At 63.3% G+C, this 15,355-nt stretch carries 17 protein-coding genes; 12 read left to right on the forward strand and 5 right to left on the reverse strand.

Annotated elements, in window-relative coordinates:
• Window positions 1-672, forward strand: coding sequence for a hypothetical protein (locus QQ977_RS02155; protein WP_285927270.1), 672 nt, complete (start codon window positions 1-3; stop codon window positions 670-672).
• A gap of 18 nt (window positions 673-690) precedes the next feature.
• Window positions 691-960 carry a hypothetical protein gene (locus tag QQ977_RS02160; RefSeq protein WP_285927272.1) on the forward strand — a complete coding sequence of 90 codons (270 nt, stop codon included), beginning with the start codon at window positions 691-693 and terminating at the stop codon, window positions 958-960.
• A 173-nt stretch (window positions 961-1,133) separates the two neighbouring features.
• Here the strand turns inward: QQ977_RS02160 and QQ977_RS02165 are convergent, their stop codons facing one another.
• Window positions 1,134-1,388, reverse strand: a complete 255-nt coding sequence (locus tag QQ977_RS02165) for a DUF7344 domain-containing protein (RefSeq protein ID WP_345783346.1) — start codon at window positions 1,386-1,388, stop codon at window positions 1,134-1,136.
• A 412-nt stretch (window positions 1,389-1,800) separates the two neighbouring features.
• Here QQ977_RS02165 and QQ977_RS02170 point away from each other — a divergent pair, with 412 nt between their 5' ends.
• A complete protein-coding gene (locus QQ977_RS02170) occupies window positions 1,801-2,133 on the forward strand; it encodes a DUF5789 family protein (protein WP_285927274.1) in 333 nt (110 codons plus the stop codon).
• Between the two features lie 203 nt (window positions 2,134-2,336).
• On the opposite strand, the gene QQ977_RS02175 is transcribed toward QQ977_RS02170, so the two are convergent.
• A complete protein-coding gene (locus tag QQ977_RS02175; protein ID WP_285928732.1) occupies window positions 2,337-2,789 on the reverse strand; it encodes a ribbon-helix-helix domain-containing protein in 453 nt (150 codons plus the stop codon).
• 130 nt (window positions 2,790-2,919) lie between these two features.
• Window positions 2,920-3,342, reverse strand: a complete 423-nt coding sequence (locus QQ977_RS02180; RefSeq protein WP_285927275.1) for an SWIM zinc finger family protein — start codon at window positions 3,340-3,342, stop codon at window positions 2,920-2,922.
• A gap of 453 nt (window positions 3,343-3,795) precedes the next feature.
• On the opposite strand from QQ977_RS02180, the gene QQ977_RS02185 reads away from it, so the two are divergent.
• The 5 genes from QQ977_RS02185 (at window position 3,796) to QQ977_RS02205 (ending at window position 8,431) form a co-directional block, all read left to right on the forward strand.
• Window positions 3,796-4,755, forward strand: coding sequence for a TIGR03885 family FMN-dependent LLM class oxidoreductase (locus tag QQ977_RS02185; protein ID WP_285927276.1), 960 nt, complete (start codon window positions 3,796-3,798; stop codon window positions 4,753-4,755).
• A gap of 135 nt (window positions 4,756-4,890) precedes the next feature.
• Window positions 4,891-5,253 (forward strand): hypothetical protein, encoded by a 363-nt coding sequence (locus tag QQ977_RS02190; protein ID WP_285927277.1) that lies wholly within the window; start codon window positions 4,891-4,893, stop codon window positions 5,251-5,253.
• Between the two features lie 100 nt (window positions 5,254-5,353).
• Complete coding sequence (gene sppA, locus QQ977_RS02195; RefSeq protein WP_285927278.1) at window positions 5,354-6,349, forward strand: signal peptide peptidase SppA; 996 nt, start codon at window positions 5,354-5,356, stop codon at window positions 6,347-6,349.
• 68 nt (window positions 6,350-6,417) lie between these two features.
• A complete protein-coding gene (locus QQ977_RS02200; protein WP_285927279.1) occupies window positions 6,418-7,656 on the forward strand; it encodes a DUF373 family protein in 1,239 nt (412 codons plus the stop codon).
• A gap of 46 nt (window positions 7,657-7,702) precedes the next feature.
• Window positions 7,703-8,431: a diphthine--ammonia ligase gene (locus tag QQ977_RS02205; RefSeq protein WP_285927280.1), complete on the forward strand. Its 729-nt coding sequence runs from the start codon at window positions 7,703-7,705 to the stop codon at window positions 8,429-8,431.
• Here QQ977_RS02205 and QQ977_RS02210 read toward each other — a convergent pair.
• Together QQ977_RS02210 and QQ977_RS02215 are read right to left on the reverse strand one after the other, a co-directional pair.
• Window positions 8,428-9,606, reverse strand: a complete 1,179-nt coding sequence (locus QQ977_RS02210) for a tubulin/FtsZ family protein (protein WP_285927281.1) — start codon at window positions 9,604-9,606, stop codon at window positions 8,428-8,430. The genes QQ977_RS02205 and QQ977_RS02210 overlap by 4 nt on opposite strands.
• A 235-nt stretch (window positions 9,607-9,841) precedes the next feature.
• Window positions 9,842-10,318, reverse strand: coding sequence for a GNAT family N-acetyltransferase (locus tag QQ977_RS02215; protein WP_285927282.1), 477 nt, complete (start codon window positions 10,316-10,318; stop codon window positions 9,842-9,844).
• Window positions 10,319-10,416: 98 nt separating this feature from the next.
• On the opposite strand from QQ977_RS02215, the gene QQ977_RS02220 reads away from it, so the two are divergent.
• From QQ977_RS02220 to hutH, 4 genes are all read left to right on the forward strand, one after another.
• On the forward strand, window positions 10,417-10,839 hold the full coding sequence (locus tag QQ977_RS02220; protein ID WP_285927283.1) for an archease: 423 nt from the start codon (window positions 10,417-10,419) through the stop codon (window positions 10,837-10,839).
• A 112-nt stretch (window positions 10,840-10,951) separates the two neighbouring features.
• Window positions 10,952-12,040, forward strand: coding sequence for a DoxX family protein (locus QQ977_RS02225; RefSeq protein ID WP_285927284.1), 1,089 nt, complete (start codon window positions 10,952-10,954; stop codon window positions 12,038-12,040).
• A 69-nt stretch (window positions 12,041-12,109) separates the two neighbouring features.
• Entirely contained in the window at window positions 12,110-13,570 is a 1,461-nt protein-coding gene (locus QQ977_RS02230) for an RtcB family protein (RefSeq protein WP_285927285.1), read from the forward strand.
• Between the two features lie 124 nt (window positions 13,571-13,694).
• The gene (gene hutH / locus QQ977_RS02235) at window positions 13,695-15,350 is read left to right on the forward strand and encodes a histidine ammonia-lyase (protein WP_285927286.1); all 1,656 of its coding nucleotides are present in this window, start codon (window positions 13,695-13,697) and stop codon (window positions 15,348-15,350) included.
• Window positions 15,351-15,355: the final 5 nt, after the last annotated feature.

Consider the following 15,355-nt stretch of genomic DNA (forward strand, 5'->3'; position numbering starts at 1 on the left):
ATGGAACGAAAACAATCCGATCAGTTTGCTGGATCGTCTCCGATCTCGTACCTGGCCGACTTCCCAGGCGCGAATCCGGCAGAGGACACAGTCGAGGTAACGATCACGGGAAGTGATGACCTAATCGAGATCACGCCATCAGAGGATATAACGGTCGACGAGATCGCCGAAACCGTTGATGTGCTGGTCTCTGGAGACGTCTCCGTCTCGTCGATCAGCGAAACGGTGACGGTCCAAGAGGACACTCCTCTGGACGTGTCTGGATCGACAGTCACGGTTCAGGAGGACACGCCTATTTCCGTCTCAAGTGACGAGACGCGAGAAATCGGAAAGGCTCGAGTCCAGGACTCGAGCGGCGTTCTCGTCGACCCGCTCGACGCAGACGACATGACTCCTGTTTCATCGATGACGTCAATGGTTGGGAAGGCTGACGCCGCTTCAATTGATCTGGGACCCCATCGCAAGGACGTCGACGTTTACTATGACGTCACGGGAGCGGCCACCGTCACGATCGAGGTGTCGGCCGACGGCGACACGTGGCGTGAGCTCAGGGAGATATCGACGGACGATGCCGAGACGTCGGTCGTCTCCGTTTCGACGTCGTACCAACACGTCCGAGCCTACGCCGATGAGAACCTGGAAACGATCGAAATAGCCTCAAAAGGATCCTAATACGGTGCACGATCTGATATGAGCACTGACTCGTCTAACGACGTCCCCTCGAATCACGAGCTGTCGGAACGTATGACCCGGATCGAGCAGAAACTCGATCACGTAGCCGACCTCCTCGAGCGGATGGAGGGTGACGTCGAAGAAGATCTCGAGGACGTCGAAGACGAACTCGAGGATATCAAGCCGAAGACCTCCCGGCTGTGGCTCCTCTACCGAGCAGGCAAGTGGACGACGGGCCTGCTGGTTGGCTCGGGGATTGCGGCAGCGGCGGTGACGACTGTCTTCTAAAACCGGCTCTTGCCTAACTTAGCGAAACAACCATCTATCTGCTGACATTGATACAGATTAGCGTGCAAGATATAGAGCATGAAGTCAGCAGAAGACTATAGTTCATTTCGAATCGTCAGCAGCGAAACAGCCGTTGGTACGTGTACATATCCCTCACAGAAGAGAACTCGAAATCAGAGCCACCCATCGGGAAGTTCATCTTGATGGTTATCAATTAGTTCAAGCAACGGTTCAATCTCGTCCCACTTTGGTCCTTTACTGATTTCGTTTGTGTTTCGGTCCCACGTGATGTAGCCCATCTCAGCAAGTTTCGGGAGATGGCTATGCACCAGTTCCGTTTTCAGAACCGTTGCTTCCTCGTTCTCTGAAAACTGATTGAGTGGGTCGCGGTCGTCATCATCCTGTGGATTATGCTCCAAGAGTGCCACAAGCAACTGTCGTCGGTACGGATTCGAGAGTGCGGATACCGCAGCGTCAAACGCTGTCTCTCGATTCACCACAGTCATACAACTACTAACGTAGCTACATGGTTACATGTGGGGCATGGTGTGCCAATGTTCCCGTCTCGAAGACTCCTAATACTGCAAGCGATTGCTCAGAGACCGTTCTGTGAACTCCTCTGTATTGGTCGTTTCAGCACCCTATCAGAGTTGTCTCTCCGTGCAAGATACGCGCGTTGTATTCATCACTCTACTCGTGATGGCTTGCTTATATGATTTCGGGGGGGGGGCGACCGACACAGAGACCGAATTCAGCACGACTGGGACATTCTATTCAGTCCCAAGGGGAACACCGAGGAGCGACCACACCGTTATCTGATTTGGTCGCCTACTGAGAATGATGCCAGATGACAAACAGGGCCGAGACGAGAAAGCAGAGGACGAAGAGCGACGCCAGCCAGAGCGGAAGCGAGAGGAAGTACGTGACCGCGTCCATGAAGAGCGAGCAATGGCCGGCGACCCTGATGGGCGGCTTGGTGAACTTGATAAAGCACTCGAAACCCAGAATTATCCAACCACGACAAACGAATTGGTTGAGGCCTATGGCGACTACGATATCGAAACACAGCGCGGGACGGAATCCCTCGAAGAAGTACTTGCCTCGACTGATGACCAAACGTTCGTCTCCGCCGATGACGTTCGAAGTCGGATACTGGGATTGATCCACCGTTAGGGAATGCAGCCCAATAGCCTCCGTCTCGCTAGTCGTTCCCCCTCCTGAATTAGAAACGTGTCTCCTCTGCATCCACCGATTGGGGCCGAACTGGAGTTCCTCGTTGATGAATACGCGCGTTATCTTGCACGGTAGGTTATGACAAATTTCGGGCATAACTGTTTCACTCAGTTCGGTAAGAGCCCTAAAAACGGAAGAAGGGACTATGCTGACGCTTTCTCTGCCGACATGACGACGTCTTCACCGTCGGTGTACCGCATTGGTGGGACGACGACCCACACGTTCTGGTTTCCGGGCCAGACGGACAGGAACCCGAGCTTCTCGAGCGGCTTGATCACGTCGTCGAGGACGGCCGACTTCGGCGTGTCGTTGTCGTAGAGCTTGTTCTTCGCAGTCTCGAGTTTCACACGTGGCTTGTCCTTGTACGGAGCATGGGCCCGCTCGTGGAGCGTCCGGTAGGCGTCGGCGAGCTGTTCGTCGTCGGGGAGCACTGGCTGTGGTCCCTCGAGGTCGCCTTTCGCTTCGACCTCCTTGCGAACCAGCTCGCGGAGCTTCTCGCTGCGGCTCTTCTCTTCGCGATCGGCGATCTCGTCGAGCTGCTCGAGCAACCCGTCGGGACAGCCGAACGACACCCGGCTCGAGGGGTTGTGATCCATCCGGCCCATCAGCGATTCACCCCGATTTGCATAAGCCGTGAATACGCAGACGGCGTCGACTTTCGCAGTTCGTATGCAAGGGGGGTATGGGTTCCTTCGGAGGCCTCTATCTCGCGGGTGTGCGTGCGCGTCATGGCTGGACCTCCCGGTCCTGCTGGACCCGTTCGATGTCGGTGTCGTGTGGGTTCCCCTCGAGTGCCTCGCCGGTCGCCTGGCGCATCTCGAGCTCGTCGTCGGGGCTGCCATCGGTCTCGGCGACGTCGATCCGGCCCAGGAACGTGGCCTTGCGAAGCGTACAGAGGTGGGCACAGGGACCGTCGTGGTACTGCCAGCCCTTGCAGTCACACCGACCGACGTACTCGCTGTCGTCGATCCCGAGCGCACAGTAGTGGACGTCCTCACCGTCCCGGAGCGTGACCTTGTACCCGAACCGGCCGAACGGTTCGATCAGGGCGTCGTCCGGGTGCGCTCGAGCCCACGACTCGGTCCGGTCGTCTCGTTCGGCCTGAAAGTCGACCGGTTCGACGTCCGACGGCTGCGGGAAGGTACTCACTGTTCGACACCTCCGCCGTACCGCGATTGATCACGGCCGAGGAAACCAAGTGCCCGCCCGGCGAGTCCATGATTCTTGCGCCGCGAACGAACTCGCGAGCGGCGCGAATCGTCGTCGGTGTCGTGAAATCTTTCGTCGGCCCCGGTTCGCTCGAGGGTGCGGTTTCCAAACGGCGTCTCGACGGGTCCAGGTTCGAGGGCCACGCTGTCGACGCATGACTGGACGTGGCCCTGCCTTAGCCTCGGTGATACTGTCGGCAATATGAGACCTCGTTCTCGCATATCGAAGAGCGCGTTGAAATGTGCAGTCGTATCCTGCATACGCACGCGGTGCAACTAAGACGCTTTTTCTGGTGTATTGTCCCGTGCTATCGCCACGTTCTCGAACAGCTGGGACGTCCCTCGAGTCTCGAACCGATGCGCGATCACCGACTGCACCGACGCTAATCCATTCATGACTGACATCGGCTATCACGTCTCACACGAGCAGTTTGCACCGAGCGATCTCCTCGAGTGGATCCAACGTGCACAAACACAGGGATTCGATCACGCGCTCGCGTCGGATCACTTCCATCCCTGGAGCGAGCAACAGGGCGAGTCGGGGTTCGTCTGGTCCTGGCTCGGCTCGGCGATGGAAGCGACCGACATGACCTTTGGCACGGTCAACGCGCCCGGCTACCGCTATCACCCCGCCATCGTCGCACAGGGCGCGGCGACGTTGCGGGAGATCTATCCCGGGCGATTCTGGCTCGCTGTCGGCAGCGGTCAGATTCTCAACGAGGGGATCGTCGGGACCGACTGGCCGGTCAAACGCGACCGGAACGCTCGCCTCGAGGAGTGTGCCGAGATCATGCGCCGACTCTGGGACGGCGAGGAAGTGACCCACCACGGTCGCGTCGACGTCGAGCAGGCGAAACTGTACTCGCGTCCCGAGACGCCACCGCCATTGATCGGTGCGGCACTTTCCGAGGAAACCGCCTCGTGGCTTGCCGAGTGGGCCGACGGGATGATCACGATCGCCACGCCGGATCACGAAGACGACGCCAGCCGCGTCGAGGCGTTCCGGGAGAACGCACCGGAGAAACCGGTCTACCTCAAGGCCCAACACTCCTACGACGAGACTGACGAGGCCGCACTCGGGGGCGCATACGAGCAGTGGCGCAACCAGTGCGTGCCGGGAACGGTGACACAAGAGCTCCGGACGCCCGAAGAGTACGACGCCCTCGGTGCCCAACTCTCCGAGGAACACGTCGAAGAACACGTTCGCGTCTCGGCAGATCCCAAAGAGCACGTCGACTGGATCGAGGCGGACCTCGAACTCGACGTCGACAAAGTGTTCCTCCACAACGTCAACACGAACCAGCCGGAGTTCATCGATACGTTCGGAGAGGAGGTGTTGCCCGCACTCGAGTGACGGCTCCGTCACGTGCCGATCCGCTCGACGTCTGCCACCTCGTCGGAATCGTCCTCGGTGGCGTAGCCTTCTGGTCGTGTTTGCGAGCCGTCCCGAACGGTACGTCTTTCACGCCAGCCTGGAAAGGGACGGTCGATGACGGACACGGTCGACGTCCAGGCGGTGACGATCGGCGTCGGAACGGTGGTTGCGATCCTCGCACTCGCCTACGGAACGCTGATCAGCGAGACGCTTCTGGGTGTCGCAACGATGACGATCGCGGCGGTGGCGTTTGCGGCCACGTTCGCGGCGGTCGCCGTCCTCCACGGGGCTTACGGCCGGTCGGATATGGCACTCGCACACGGGGGTGCGGCCGTCGGCTGGCTGCTCGTGGTGTTCGCCTCGAGGGCACTCGGCGTCGTCGCTGGCCTCCTCGTGCTCGCCGCCTGTGGGTCGTACATCGCCGTGGTGACGATCCGTGCCCGAAACGAACAGTCGGGCGACGTCTCCGGAACCTGATATTGGGTAGGGGAACGGCGGTCGGCCGACCGCGATCGAGCGAGGTCAATTCTTAACACGGTTGCACTCCCATCCTACGGTATGCATCGAGGTGTCTCCGGTGGTGAGTAGTCGTGGCATCGGTCGGTTCGCGGTCGTCGTCGTCGGGGCCGCACTGTTCGCTACGGTCGGTGTCGTGCTGTTCGTCGTCTTTCCCGACACGCTCGCGGATCTGTTCGGCGTGATCGTCGCGCTCGTCGTCGTCCTCCTGGGGATCAAGTTCGCGGGCAACGTCGCTGGCTCGCTGTTTCCCTCCTACGACGTCGCCGAAGTCGCCGTCGAGGGACCGATCACCCGTAGCGGGAGCGGCGGACCGTTGCCCTCGAGTCCACGGTCGACGCCGGCAGACGCCATCGTCGAGCAGATCGACCGGGCGGACGACGACGATAGCGTCGAGGCACTGCTGGTGAAGCTGAACACACCCGGTGGTGAGGTCGTCCCGAGTGACGACATCAAGCTCGCGGCAGAACGGTTCGACGGACCGACGATCGCCTACACGACCGACGTCTGTGCGAGCGGGGGATACTGGATCGCAAGCGGCTGTGAGGAACTCTGGGCTCGCGACGCGAGCATCGTCGGCTCGATCGGCGTTATGGGCTCGCGCGTGAACGCGAGCGATCTCGCAGAGAAGGTCGGCCTCTCCTACGAGGGGTTTACCGCAGGCGAGTACAAAGACGCCGGGATGCCCCTCAAAGAGATTGACGACGAGGAGCGCGAGTACCTCCAAGGGCTGGTCGACGACTACTACGATCGCTTCGTCGAACGCGTCAGCGACGGCCGCGAACTCGAGCCGGCCGAAATCCGCGAGACGGAAGCCCGGGTGTTCCTCGGTGAGAAGGCCCACGAGATCGGTCTCGTCGACGAACTGGGAACCCGCGAGGAACTCGAGGACGCCGTCGCCGACCGCCTCGAGCGAGACGAGGTCGCTGTCGAGGCGTTCGAGCCGACACGGCCGTTGATGCAACGCGTCGGGACGGGTGCCCAGCGCGTCGCGTACGCTTTCGGTGCGGGAATCGCGAGCATCGCGGACGACCGCGGGTTTCGGCTGCGGACCTGACGTCGGACCGGAAACGAGCCGAAAAACGAGTGAGTGGTTTTATCGTCGCGGGGAACCCATCGGAAACCGTGACTACGCTGGTCGTCTGCCTCGATCGGACCGACGACGTCGGCCGCAAGACTGGCCTGCGGACGCCGATCGTCGGCTGGGAGGCAGTCCGTGCGCTGGTGACCGACGTCGGTCTCGCAGACCCCGAGGACTCGAGTGTCAACTCGTTGCTCGAGACCTTACACGTCGCAAAGCGACTGCGCGACGACGACGAGGATCCGGTCGTCGCCGTCGTCTCGGGGGATCGCGACTCGATGGTGAGCGCAGACCGCGCGGTGGCGACCCAGCTCGACGACCTCATCGCGGAGTACGATCCCGACTCCGCGATCGTCGTCATCGACAGTGCCGAAGACGAACGACTCGTTCCGATCGTCGAGAGCCGCGTGCAGGTCGACTCGGTCGATCGCGTCGTCGTCCGGCAGGCCCGTGACATCGAGTCGACGTACTACCTGCTCAAGCAGTTTCTCGCCGACGAGGAGCTTCGACAGACGGTGCTGGTTCCGATCGGGCTCGCACTCTTGGTCTTTCCGTTGCTCGCGACGCTCGTCGGTCCCGCCGAGGGGGCGGCAGCGATCACGACCGTCATCGGGCTGTTCCTGCTGTACAAGGGCTTCAGCGTCGACGAGATCGTGACCGGACTCGCACGCCGGGTCCAGGAGTCGCTGTACACGGGGCAGGTGTCGGTCGTCACCTACGTCGTCGCCGGCGGACTCACGCTCGTCGGGCTGTTCGTGGGCGCACTCGGCATCTCCGGCCTCGAGGCGACCTCGGGCGTGTTCCTTCCGGCGATGAAGTTCGCCTTCGACAGCGTGCCGTGGCTGGCGATGGCAGCACTCACCGCGAGTGCCGGTCGACTGCTCGACGAGCTCATCGGCGACGAACCCATCAAGGGATCGTACCTCAACCTGCCCTTTATCGTCGTCTCGGTCGGGCTCGTCGTCCGCGGGTTCTCCGCGTACTTCCTCGAGCGTGGCGGGATAATCGAGCCGTTCGTCGTGCCGCCGATCGACGTCGGCGCACTCACCGTCGATAGCTTTGCGATCACGGCCGGCGAGCGTCTCGCCATGTTCGTCGTCGCCGCGTTCGTCCTCAGTCTCGTCGGCGTCCGCGTCGCGGCTTCCTTCGGCGGCACCGGCTCCGAGGACGTACGCGACGGAACTGACGTCTCGGACGCCGAACTGGTCGATGGGACTCCCGACTCGGGACTGACCGACGGCGGCGCGGCGTCTGACGTCGATCGCGAGGACGACGCCGGGTAGTCGTCGTCATCGTCATCCATTTCCTTTCACCGCGCTAGGTTCGGCCATGAGCGACGCGACCGGGGCGTGGATTGGCCTCTTTTCGGGCGGAAAAGACTCCTCGTGGGCGGTGTATCGGGCACTCGAGCGCGGATTCGACGTTCGGCGGTTGGTCACCGTCCACCCCTCCTCGGAGTCGTACCTCTATCACGTCCCCGAGACCGAACTGGCTACGCTCGCGGCCGAGAGCATCGGCATTCCGATCGTCGAGGTCGATCCCGAGGACTTCGACGCCGACGTTGCCACCGACTCGAGTTCGCAGGGCGACGCCGAACTCGAACCGCTCGAGGCCGCTCTCTGCGAACTCGACGACGAACTCGAGGGCGGCGTCGCCGGCGTCATCGCGGGAGCCGTCGAGAGCGAGTACCAGACGAGCCGCATCGAAGGGATGTGCGACCGCCTCGAGTGTGACCTGTTCGCTCCGCTGTGGCGCGAAGATCCCCTCGAGCTCGCCGAGGCGATGCTCGAGGCGGGCTTCGAGACGAAAATCGTCCAGGTCGCAGCCTACGGACTCGACGAGTCCTGGCTCGGTCGCACACTCGATCGGGAAGCGATTGGCGAACTCGAGGAGCTCAACGAGGAGTACGGCGTTCACGTCCTCGGAGAGGGTGGCGAGTTCGAGACCCTGGTGGTCGATGCGCCGCATATGGACCGGCGGATCGATCTCGAGTACGAGACCGAGTGGGACGGTACCCGGGGTCGGATTCGAGTGACCGATGCTCGGCTGTCCGGCTAAAAGAGCGGTTCGAGTTCGTCCTCGTCGTCCTCGACGAGGCTCTCTAGGTTCTCTTCGCTTTCGGCCTGGATCTCGTCGATGTTGTCCTGGGCTTCGATCGCGACCTGCTGGAGGCGTTTGATCCGTGGCACCTGGGTCACGCCCGACAGCAGGATCGACGCGGAGACTTCTGGGATCTCACGCGGGTAGTCGCCACCGCGAACCTCCATGCTGCCGGTTTCCTCCTCGAGCCACTTGCGACCGCGCTCGATCCCTTTTCGGTTGAGATACTCGCTGGGGCCGGAGAGAACGAGCAGGGCGCGCTCTGCACCCTCTATCTCACAGGGGAGGGTGAGTCGGCCGAGTGCGGCCTTGCGGACGAGACTGGTGATGCGGTTCGTCGTGTTCGCGGCGTCGAGTTCGGTTCCGTCAGTGCCGCTGTCCGTAAAGCGTGAGAGGAGTCCGCCGCCGGTGTTGAGTTCGACCTCCTCGGAGGCGTAGCCGACGGTCGAAACGCCACCCCCTGAAAGCGTGTTGATGATCTCGCTGGAGTCGACGACGCTCTCGGCGACATCTTCACCGCTGCCGACCTCGCCGGCACCGAAGAGGACGCCGAACCGGCGGACGATCTCGCCGTTGATCTGTTCGTAGCCCCCCTCGACGGACTCGCCAGCCGTCCGCCAGGAATCGTTGTCGAAGACGAGCAGGTTGTCGACCTCGCGAACGAACGTCTGAAACGAGCGGGCGGCGTTTAACGTGTAGATGCCGCCCTCGTCGGTGCCGGGCAACACGCCGAGACCGTAGACGGGAACCGTGTAGATCCGTTTCAAGTGTTTCGCGAGGACGGGAGCGCCACCGGAGCCGGTCCCACCACCCATCCCGGAGACGATCAGAAACGCGTCGACCTCGTGTGTCGGAATCGTGTCGATCGCGTTCTGGATCTCGTCGATGTCCTCCTCGGCGATCTCCGCGCCGAGTTCGTTGTCCGCGCCGACGCCGTGGCCTTTCACGCGGGCCTGGCCGATGAGAACCTGGTTCTCTTTCGGGATACGTTCGAGTCCCATCAGATCAGCCTTCGCGCTGTTTACCGCGACGGCTGCCCGGACGAATCCGCCGTCCGTTCGTTCGTCGAACTCGAGGAACCTATCGACGATTTTCCCACCTGCCTGTCCGAATCCGATCATCGCCAGCTTCATTGTTTGTCAGGGGGCTCCGTTGCCTTGAGAACAGAGTGATCGGAAACATAAACCTTGTGATGGCGTGAATGTCATCACGAATGGTGTATTTCGAGATCCGCCTCGAACCGGCTCACGAGAGGGTGACGACGCCGATCGTGATGATAGATGTATCAGACGATATCGTTAACTCAAGTCAGTATTTTTACAACAGCGTGCGACCGACCGAGTTCGGTCCGTCGGCGTCTGCTGCGGGTCAGCGCCGAACGAGATCGGAGATGCGATCAGTGAGACCGCCGTCGGCACCGAGTTTAAGATAGTAGGCGTCGCCGTCGTCTTCGTAGTAGTCGTCGATTCGGCGTTTGATCTCGAACCCGAGGTGTTCGTAGAACTGGAGCGCGTTCTCGTTCGTCGTCCGGGCGTGGCAGGTGACCGTGCTGTTGTCTTCGGCGACGCGGGCGACCAGTCGCTTGCCGACCCCCTCGCCGCGACGGTCCGGCGAGACGGCAAGAAAGAGGATGTAGCCGTCACGTCGGACGGCAGCGAAGCCGACCAGCTCGTCGTCTTCGGCGTAACAGTATACCGTTGCGCGTCGGAAGGCGTCGGTAAAGAACCCACGTCGCTGTTTCAGCACACCCTCTCGTTGGTGGATGTGCTCTTTCAGCTCCCAGGCGTCCTCGACGAGATCGTCATTACCCGGGCCGACGACGTGGATGTCGATCTCGACGCTCACTACATAGCATTAGCAGGGACGCAACTATAACTCCACCGGCACCGGACGGTGTCGGGAAGCGACGGACATACGGTTCGGGCCGTCGAATCCATCAAAGCATGGGTTTCGAACTGCGCGATCACACGGCCGACGTCGCCGTCGCCGCGACCGGCGACACCCTCGAAAAGACCGTCGCCGCGTTCGCGGACGGACTCGCGGCGGCCTGTGCCGAAGACGTACCCGACGTCGGCGATCGATTCGAACTCGCCGTACACGCCGAGAGTCGCGAGGCGCTGTTGTTCGATTACCTCGACGAACTGATCTACCTGCGAGACGTCCGTCGGGAGCTTCCCGTCGACAACCGCGTCGAGCACCTCGATGGTCCCGACGACGAGGACGGAACGTGGCGACTCGAGGCGACCGCCCGCGGCGTTCCGCTCGAGGAGGTAAGCGCCCGCGAGGTGAAGGCAGTGACGTATTCGGAGATGCGCCTCGAGGAGACCGCCGAGGGGTGGGAGGGGTACGTCGTGCTCGACGTCTGACACTCTGATGGCTGTGCCTGTGTTCCGGCGGGACCACTAAGACGTTCGCGGGCGACGATGCGCCGGCCGGACCGTTTTGAGGAGGGGAGACGTATCGCGTACACGTTCGACCATGTCACTTCGTTCGCGCTCAAGCACGCTCGCGTCGTTCGTCCTGATCTCTCTCGGATTGCTCGTCGCCGTCGATCCCGTAGCCGCCCACGAGGAGTACGTCGTCGAGGAGGAACGGAACGTCGGCGTCGCGGAGTTTTTCGCCGACGCGGTCGCCGATCCGCTCGTCGTCGGTCCGCTACTCGCCGGCGCGGTCATCGTCGCCGGCGTCGTCGCCGCCTACCTCGCGTTCGATCCAGCACCCCAGGACGTCGCTGCCTTCCGGTACGCTATGCGGGAGTACGTCGAGTACGTCCCGTGGCTGCTCCGGATCTCGGTCGGGATTCCGCTGATCGGCGCCGGGTTCGAGGGCTACTTCTTCAGCCCCGCCGTCGAGATTCAGATGCGCCTGCTGCAAGTTGCGCTTGGCTTTCTGTTGCTTTTCGGTCTGGCGACGCGAGCCGTCGCGCTCGTGACGCTCGCGGTCTATCTCGCAGGAGCCGTCGTCTGGCCGACGCTTCTGTTACAACTCGAGTTCGTCGGTGCGACGGTCGCGATCGCGATCGTCGGCAGCGGGAAACCCAGTGCCGATCACGTCCTCGCGCGGCTGGCGGGCGGCCCGGGAACGATCTACGGACGCATCGACGTAGTCTACGAGCGAGCGCGGCGGACCAAAGACCGTCTCGCACCGTCGGAAGCCACCGCTCCGACGGTCGTCCGCGTCGGACTGGGGGCAACGTTTGTCTTTCTCGGGGCGACCCAGAAACTCCTCCAGCCCGGACTCGCGCTGGCGGTCGTCGACCGGTACGATCTGACGGCAGTCGTCCCCGCCAGCCCCGAACTCTGGGTGCTCGGTGCGGGACTGGCCGAAGTGACGCTGGGACTCGCGTTGATCGTCGGGGCGTTCACCCGCGCCGGCGCGGCCGTCGCGATCGCGATGTTTTCGCTCACGCTGTTTGCCCTTCCGGACGACCCCGTCCTCGCACACGTCGTCCTCTTCGGGATGGCGTCCGTGTTGCTCATCACCGGCGGCGGGCCCTACTCCGTCGACAACCGGATGGAACGCCTCGAGGACGACCTCGAAGCGACCGTCCCGTCCACGGTGACGTAGATCTGGGAGCGACCTTCCAGCCGTCCGGACAGACGAACTTCTTTCACCGTCGGTGTCCGACGTAGACGTATGACCACGTTCGAAACAGACGGCATCACGCTCCACCAGGTAGAGGAGTACATCTGGGAGATCCCACAGGAGGGCGGGATGCGCGCTCCAGCCCGGGTGTTCGCGAGCGAGCGACTGCTCGAGGAGATCGCCGACGACAAGACCCTCGAGCAGTTGCAGAACGCGACGCACCTGCCGGGGATCGCCAAGTACGGCATCTGCATGCCCGACGGCCACCAGGGCTACGGCTTCCCCGTCGGCGGCGTCGGCGCGTTCGACGCCGAGGAAGGCTGTATTTCGCCCGGCTCAGTCGGCTATGACATAAATTGCGGAGTTAGAATGATGGAAACGAACCTCTCCTACGACGACCTGCAGGGTCGCGAGGAGGAACTCGTCGACTCCCTGTTCGCGAACGTGCCGTCGGGACTGGGAGCCGGCGGCATCGTCGAGACGGACGTCGAGACCATCGAGGAGATCTTAGAGGGTGGCGTCGAGTGGGCCCTCGAGAACGGCTACGCCGTCGAGGACGACCTGCGCTGCTGTGAGGACGAGGGCCACCGCGAGGAGGCAGACGCCTCGAAGATCACCCAGAAGGCCAAGGATCGGGGGAAGAACCAGGTCGGCTCGCTGGGGTCGGGGAATCACTTCCTCGAGGTCCAGCGGGTCACCGACGTCTTCGACGACGAGATCGGCTCGGCCTACGGCCTCTCCGAGGACCAGATCGTCGTGCTCATCCACTGTGGCTCGCGGGGACTGGGTCACCAGACCTGTAACGACTACTTGCGAAAGATCGAGCAACAACACCAGGGACTGTTGAACCAGCTGCCGGACAAGGAACTCGCAGCCGCACCCGCGGGCTCGCAACTCGCCGAGGACTACTACGGGGCGATGAACGCCGCGATCAACTTCGCGTGGGTCAACCGCCAGCTAATCATGCACCGCACCCGGAAGGTCTTCGAGCGGGTCTTCGAGCGCTCGTGGGAGGCCATGGAGATGGAACTGCTGTACGACGTGGCTCACAACATCGCCAAGAAGGAGACCCACGAGGTCGACGATGAGAAGCGAGAGTACTTCGTCCACCGCAAGGGTGCGACGCGGGCGTTCCCCGCTGGTCATTCCGAGGTGCCCGAGGTCTACCGCGACGTCGGCCAGCCCGTCATCATCCCCGGCAGCATGGGCACGGGAAGCTACGTCCTCTCGGGAGGCGACCGGTCGATGGAGCTCACCTTCGGCTCGACGGCCCACGGCGCGGGCAGAGTGATGAGCCGAACCCAGGCGAAAAGCGACTACTGGGGTGAGGACGTCCGGGACGAACTGCGTGACCAGCAACAGATCTACGTCAAGGCCGACTCCGGCGCGACCGTCGCCGAGGAGGCCCCCGGCGTCTACAAGGACGTCGACGAGGTCGTCCGCGTCTCCGACGAACTCGGCATTGGCGACAAGGTGGCACGGACTTACCCCGTCTGTAACATCAAAGGCTGAACGGCGACGAACCGAGCTCGGACTCGCTCCTCCGGCAGTACGCTATAGTTCCTGCCCGCCGATAGTACGATCCGATGTTCGAGACCGACGCCGATCGTCGAACCAGGCAAGCGGGTGAGCTGCCGTGACCGTCGAACTCGATGGCGAGACGCTCACGCCGGAGGACGTCGCCGCGGTCGCCCGAGACGACGAGGACGTTTCGGTCCCCGAACCCGCTCGCGAACGGGTTCGAAAATCGCGCGAGCGGATCGCGGACGTCCTCGAGCGCGACGAACCCGTCTACGGGGTGAACACGGGCTTTGGCGAGCTCGTCGACCAGCAGATCCCGGGAAACCGACTCGAGACGCTCCAGACGAATCTGCTGCGAAGCCACGCGGCCGGGACGGGCCGAGAGCTCACTCGCGAGGAGGTTCGAGCGACCCTCGCCGCACGGGTCAACGCCCTGGTGACGGGCCACTCCGGCGTGCGCGAGGTCGTGGTCGACCACCTCGTGGCGATGCTCAACGGTGGCGTCCACCCCGTCGTGAAATCCCGTGGGAGTCTCGGGGCGAGTGGTGACCTGGCACCGCTTGCACACGCCTCGCTCGTGTTGATCGGCGAAGGCGAGGCGGACGTCGACGCCCCGACGGACGACGACCCCGAGCGAACCCGTCGCCTCGAGGGCGCGGCTGCGCTCGAGGCGATCGACCGCGAGCCCCTGACGCTCGCCCCAAAAGAGGGGCTGGCGCTCATAAATGGCACCCAGCTGACGACCGGACTCGCCGCGCTGGCCGTCGTCGACGCCGAATCGCTCGCATCGACGGCCGACGTCGCGGGCGCGCTAACGACGGAGGTGACGCTGGGGACGACGGCGTCGGCGGAGCCGACGATCCACGACGTCCGGCCCCACGATGGCCAGCGAGCGAGCGCGGCGACCGTTCGACGGCTCACCGCAGGAAGCGACGTCGTCGAGGCCCATCGCAACTGCGATCGGGTCCAGGATGCGTACTCGCTTCGGTGTCTCCCACAGGTCCACGGCGCCGTCCGGGACGCGGTCTCCCACCTCCGCGAGGCCGTCGAGATCGAACTCAACAGCGCGACCGACAACCCGCTCGTCTTCGACGCGACGGGGATCGACGACCGCGCGTCGGGAACCGACCGGGCGGCGGTGCTTTCGGGCGGGAACTTCCACGGCGAACCGCTCGCGCTTCGACTCGAGTACGTCCGGCTCGCACTGACCGAACTCGCGACGATCTCGGAGCGACGGATCGACCGCCTGGTGAACCCGAACCTGCAGGAGCCACACCTGCCACCGTTTCTCGCCCCCGACAGCGGCGTTCAGTCGGGGTACATGATCGCCCAGTACACCGCCGCTGCGGCGGTCAACGAGCTGCGAGCAACGGGAACGGCCGTGACCGACAACACGCCCGTCAGCGGTGGCCAGGAAGATCACGTCAGCATGAGCGCCACGGCCGCGTTCGCCGTTCGTTCGTCGCTCGAGTCCGCTCGAACGGTCCTCGCGACGGAGCTCGTCTGTGGAGCGCAGGCTCGTGAGTACGTCGGAGACGCGTTCGACGACGTCGACGACCTCGAACTCGGCGCGGGCACCGACGCGGCCTACGACCTCGTTCGCGAACTCGTCGCGCCGCTCGAGACGGACCGTCCCGTCCACGCGGACGTCGAGGCAGTCGTCGAGGCGCTCGAGGCCGGCCTGCTCGAGGACGCAGTCACGGCGGCGTGTCCGGACTGGCTCGAGCGATCGCCGATCGACGCTGGTGGACCGACCGGGACGCGACGCTGACGACC

The organism is Natrialbaceae archaeon AArc-T1-2 (genome assembly GCF_030273315.1).
GTDB lineage: Archaea > Halobacteriota > Halobacteria > Halobacteriales > Natrialbaceae > Tc-Br11-E2g1.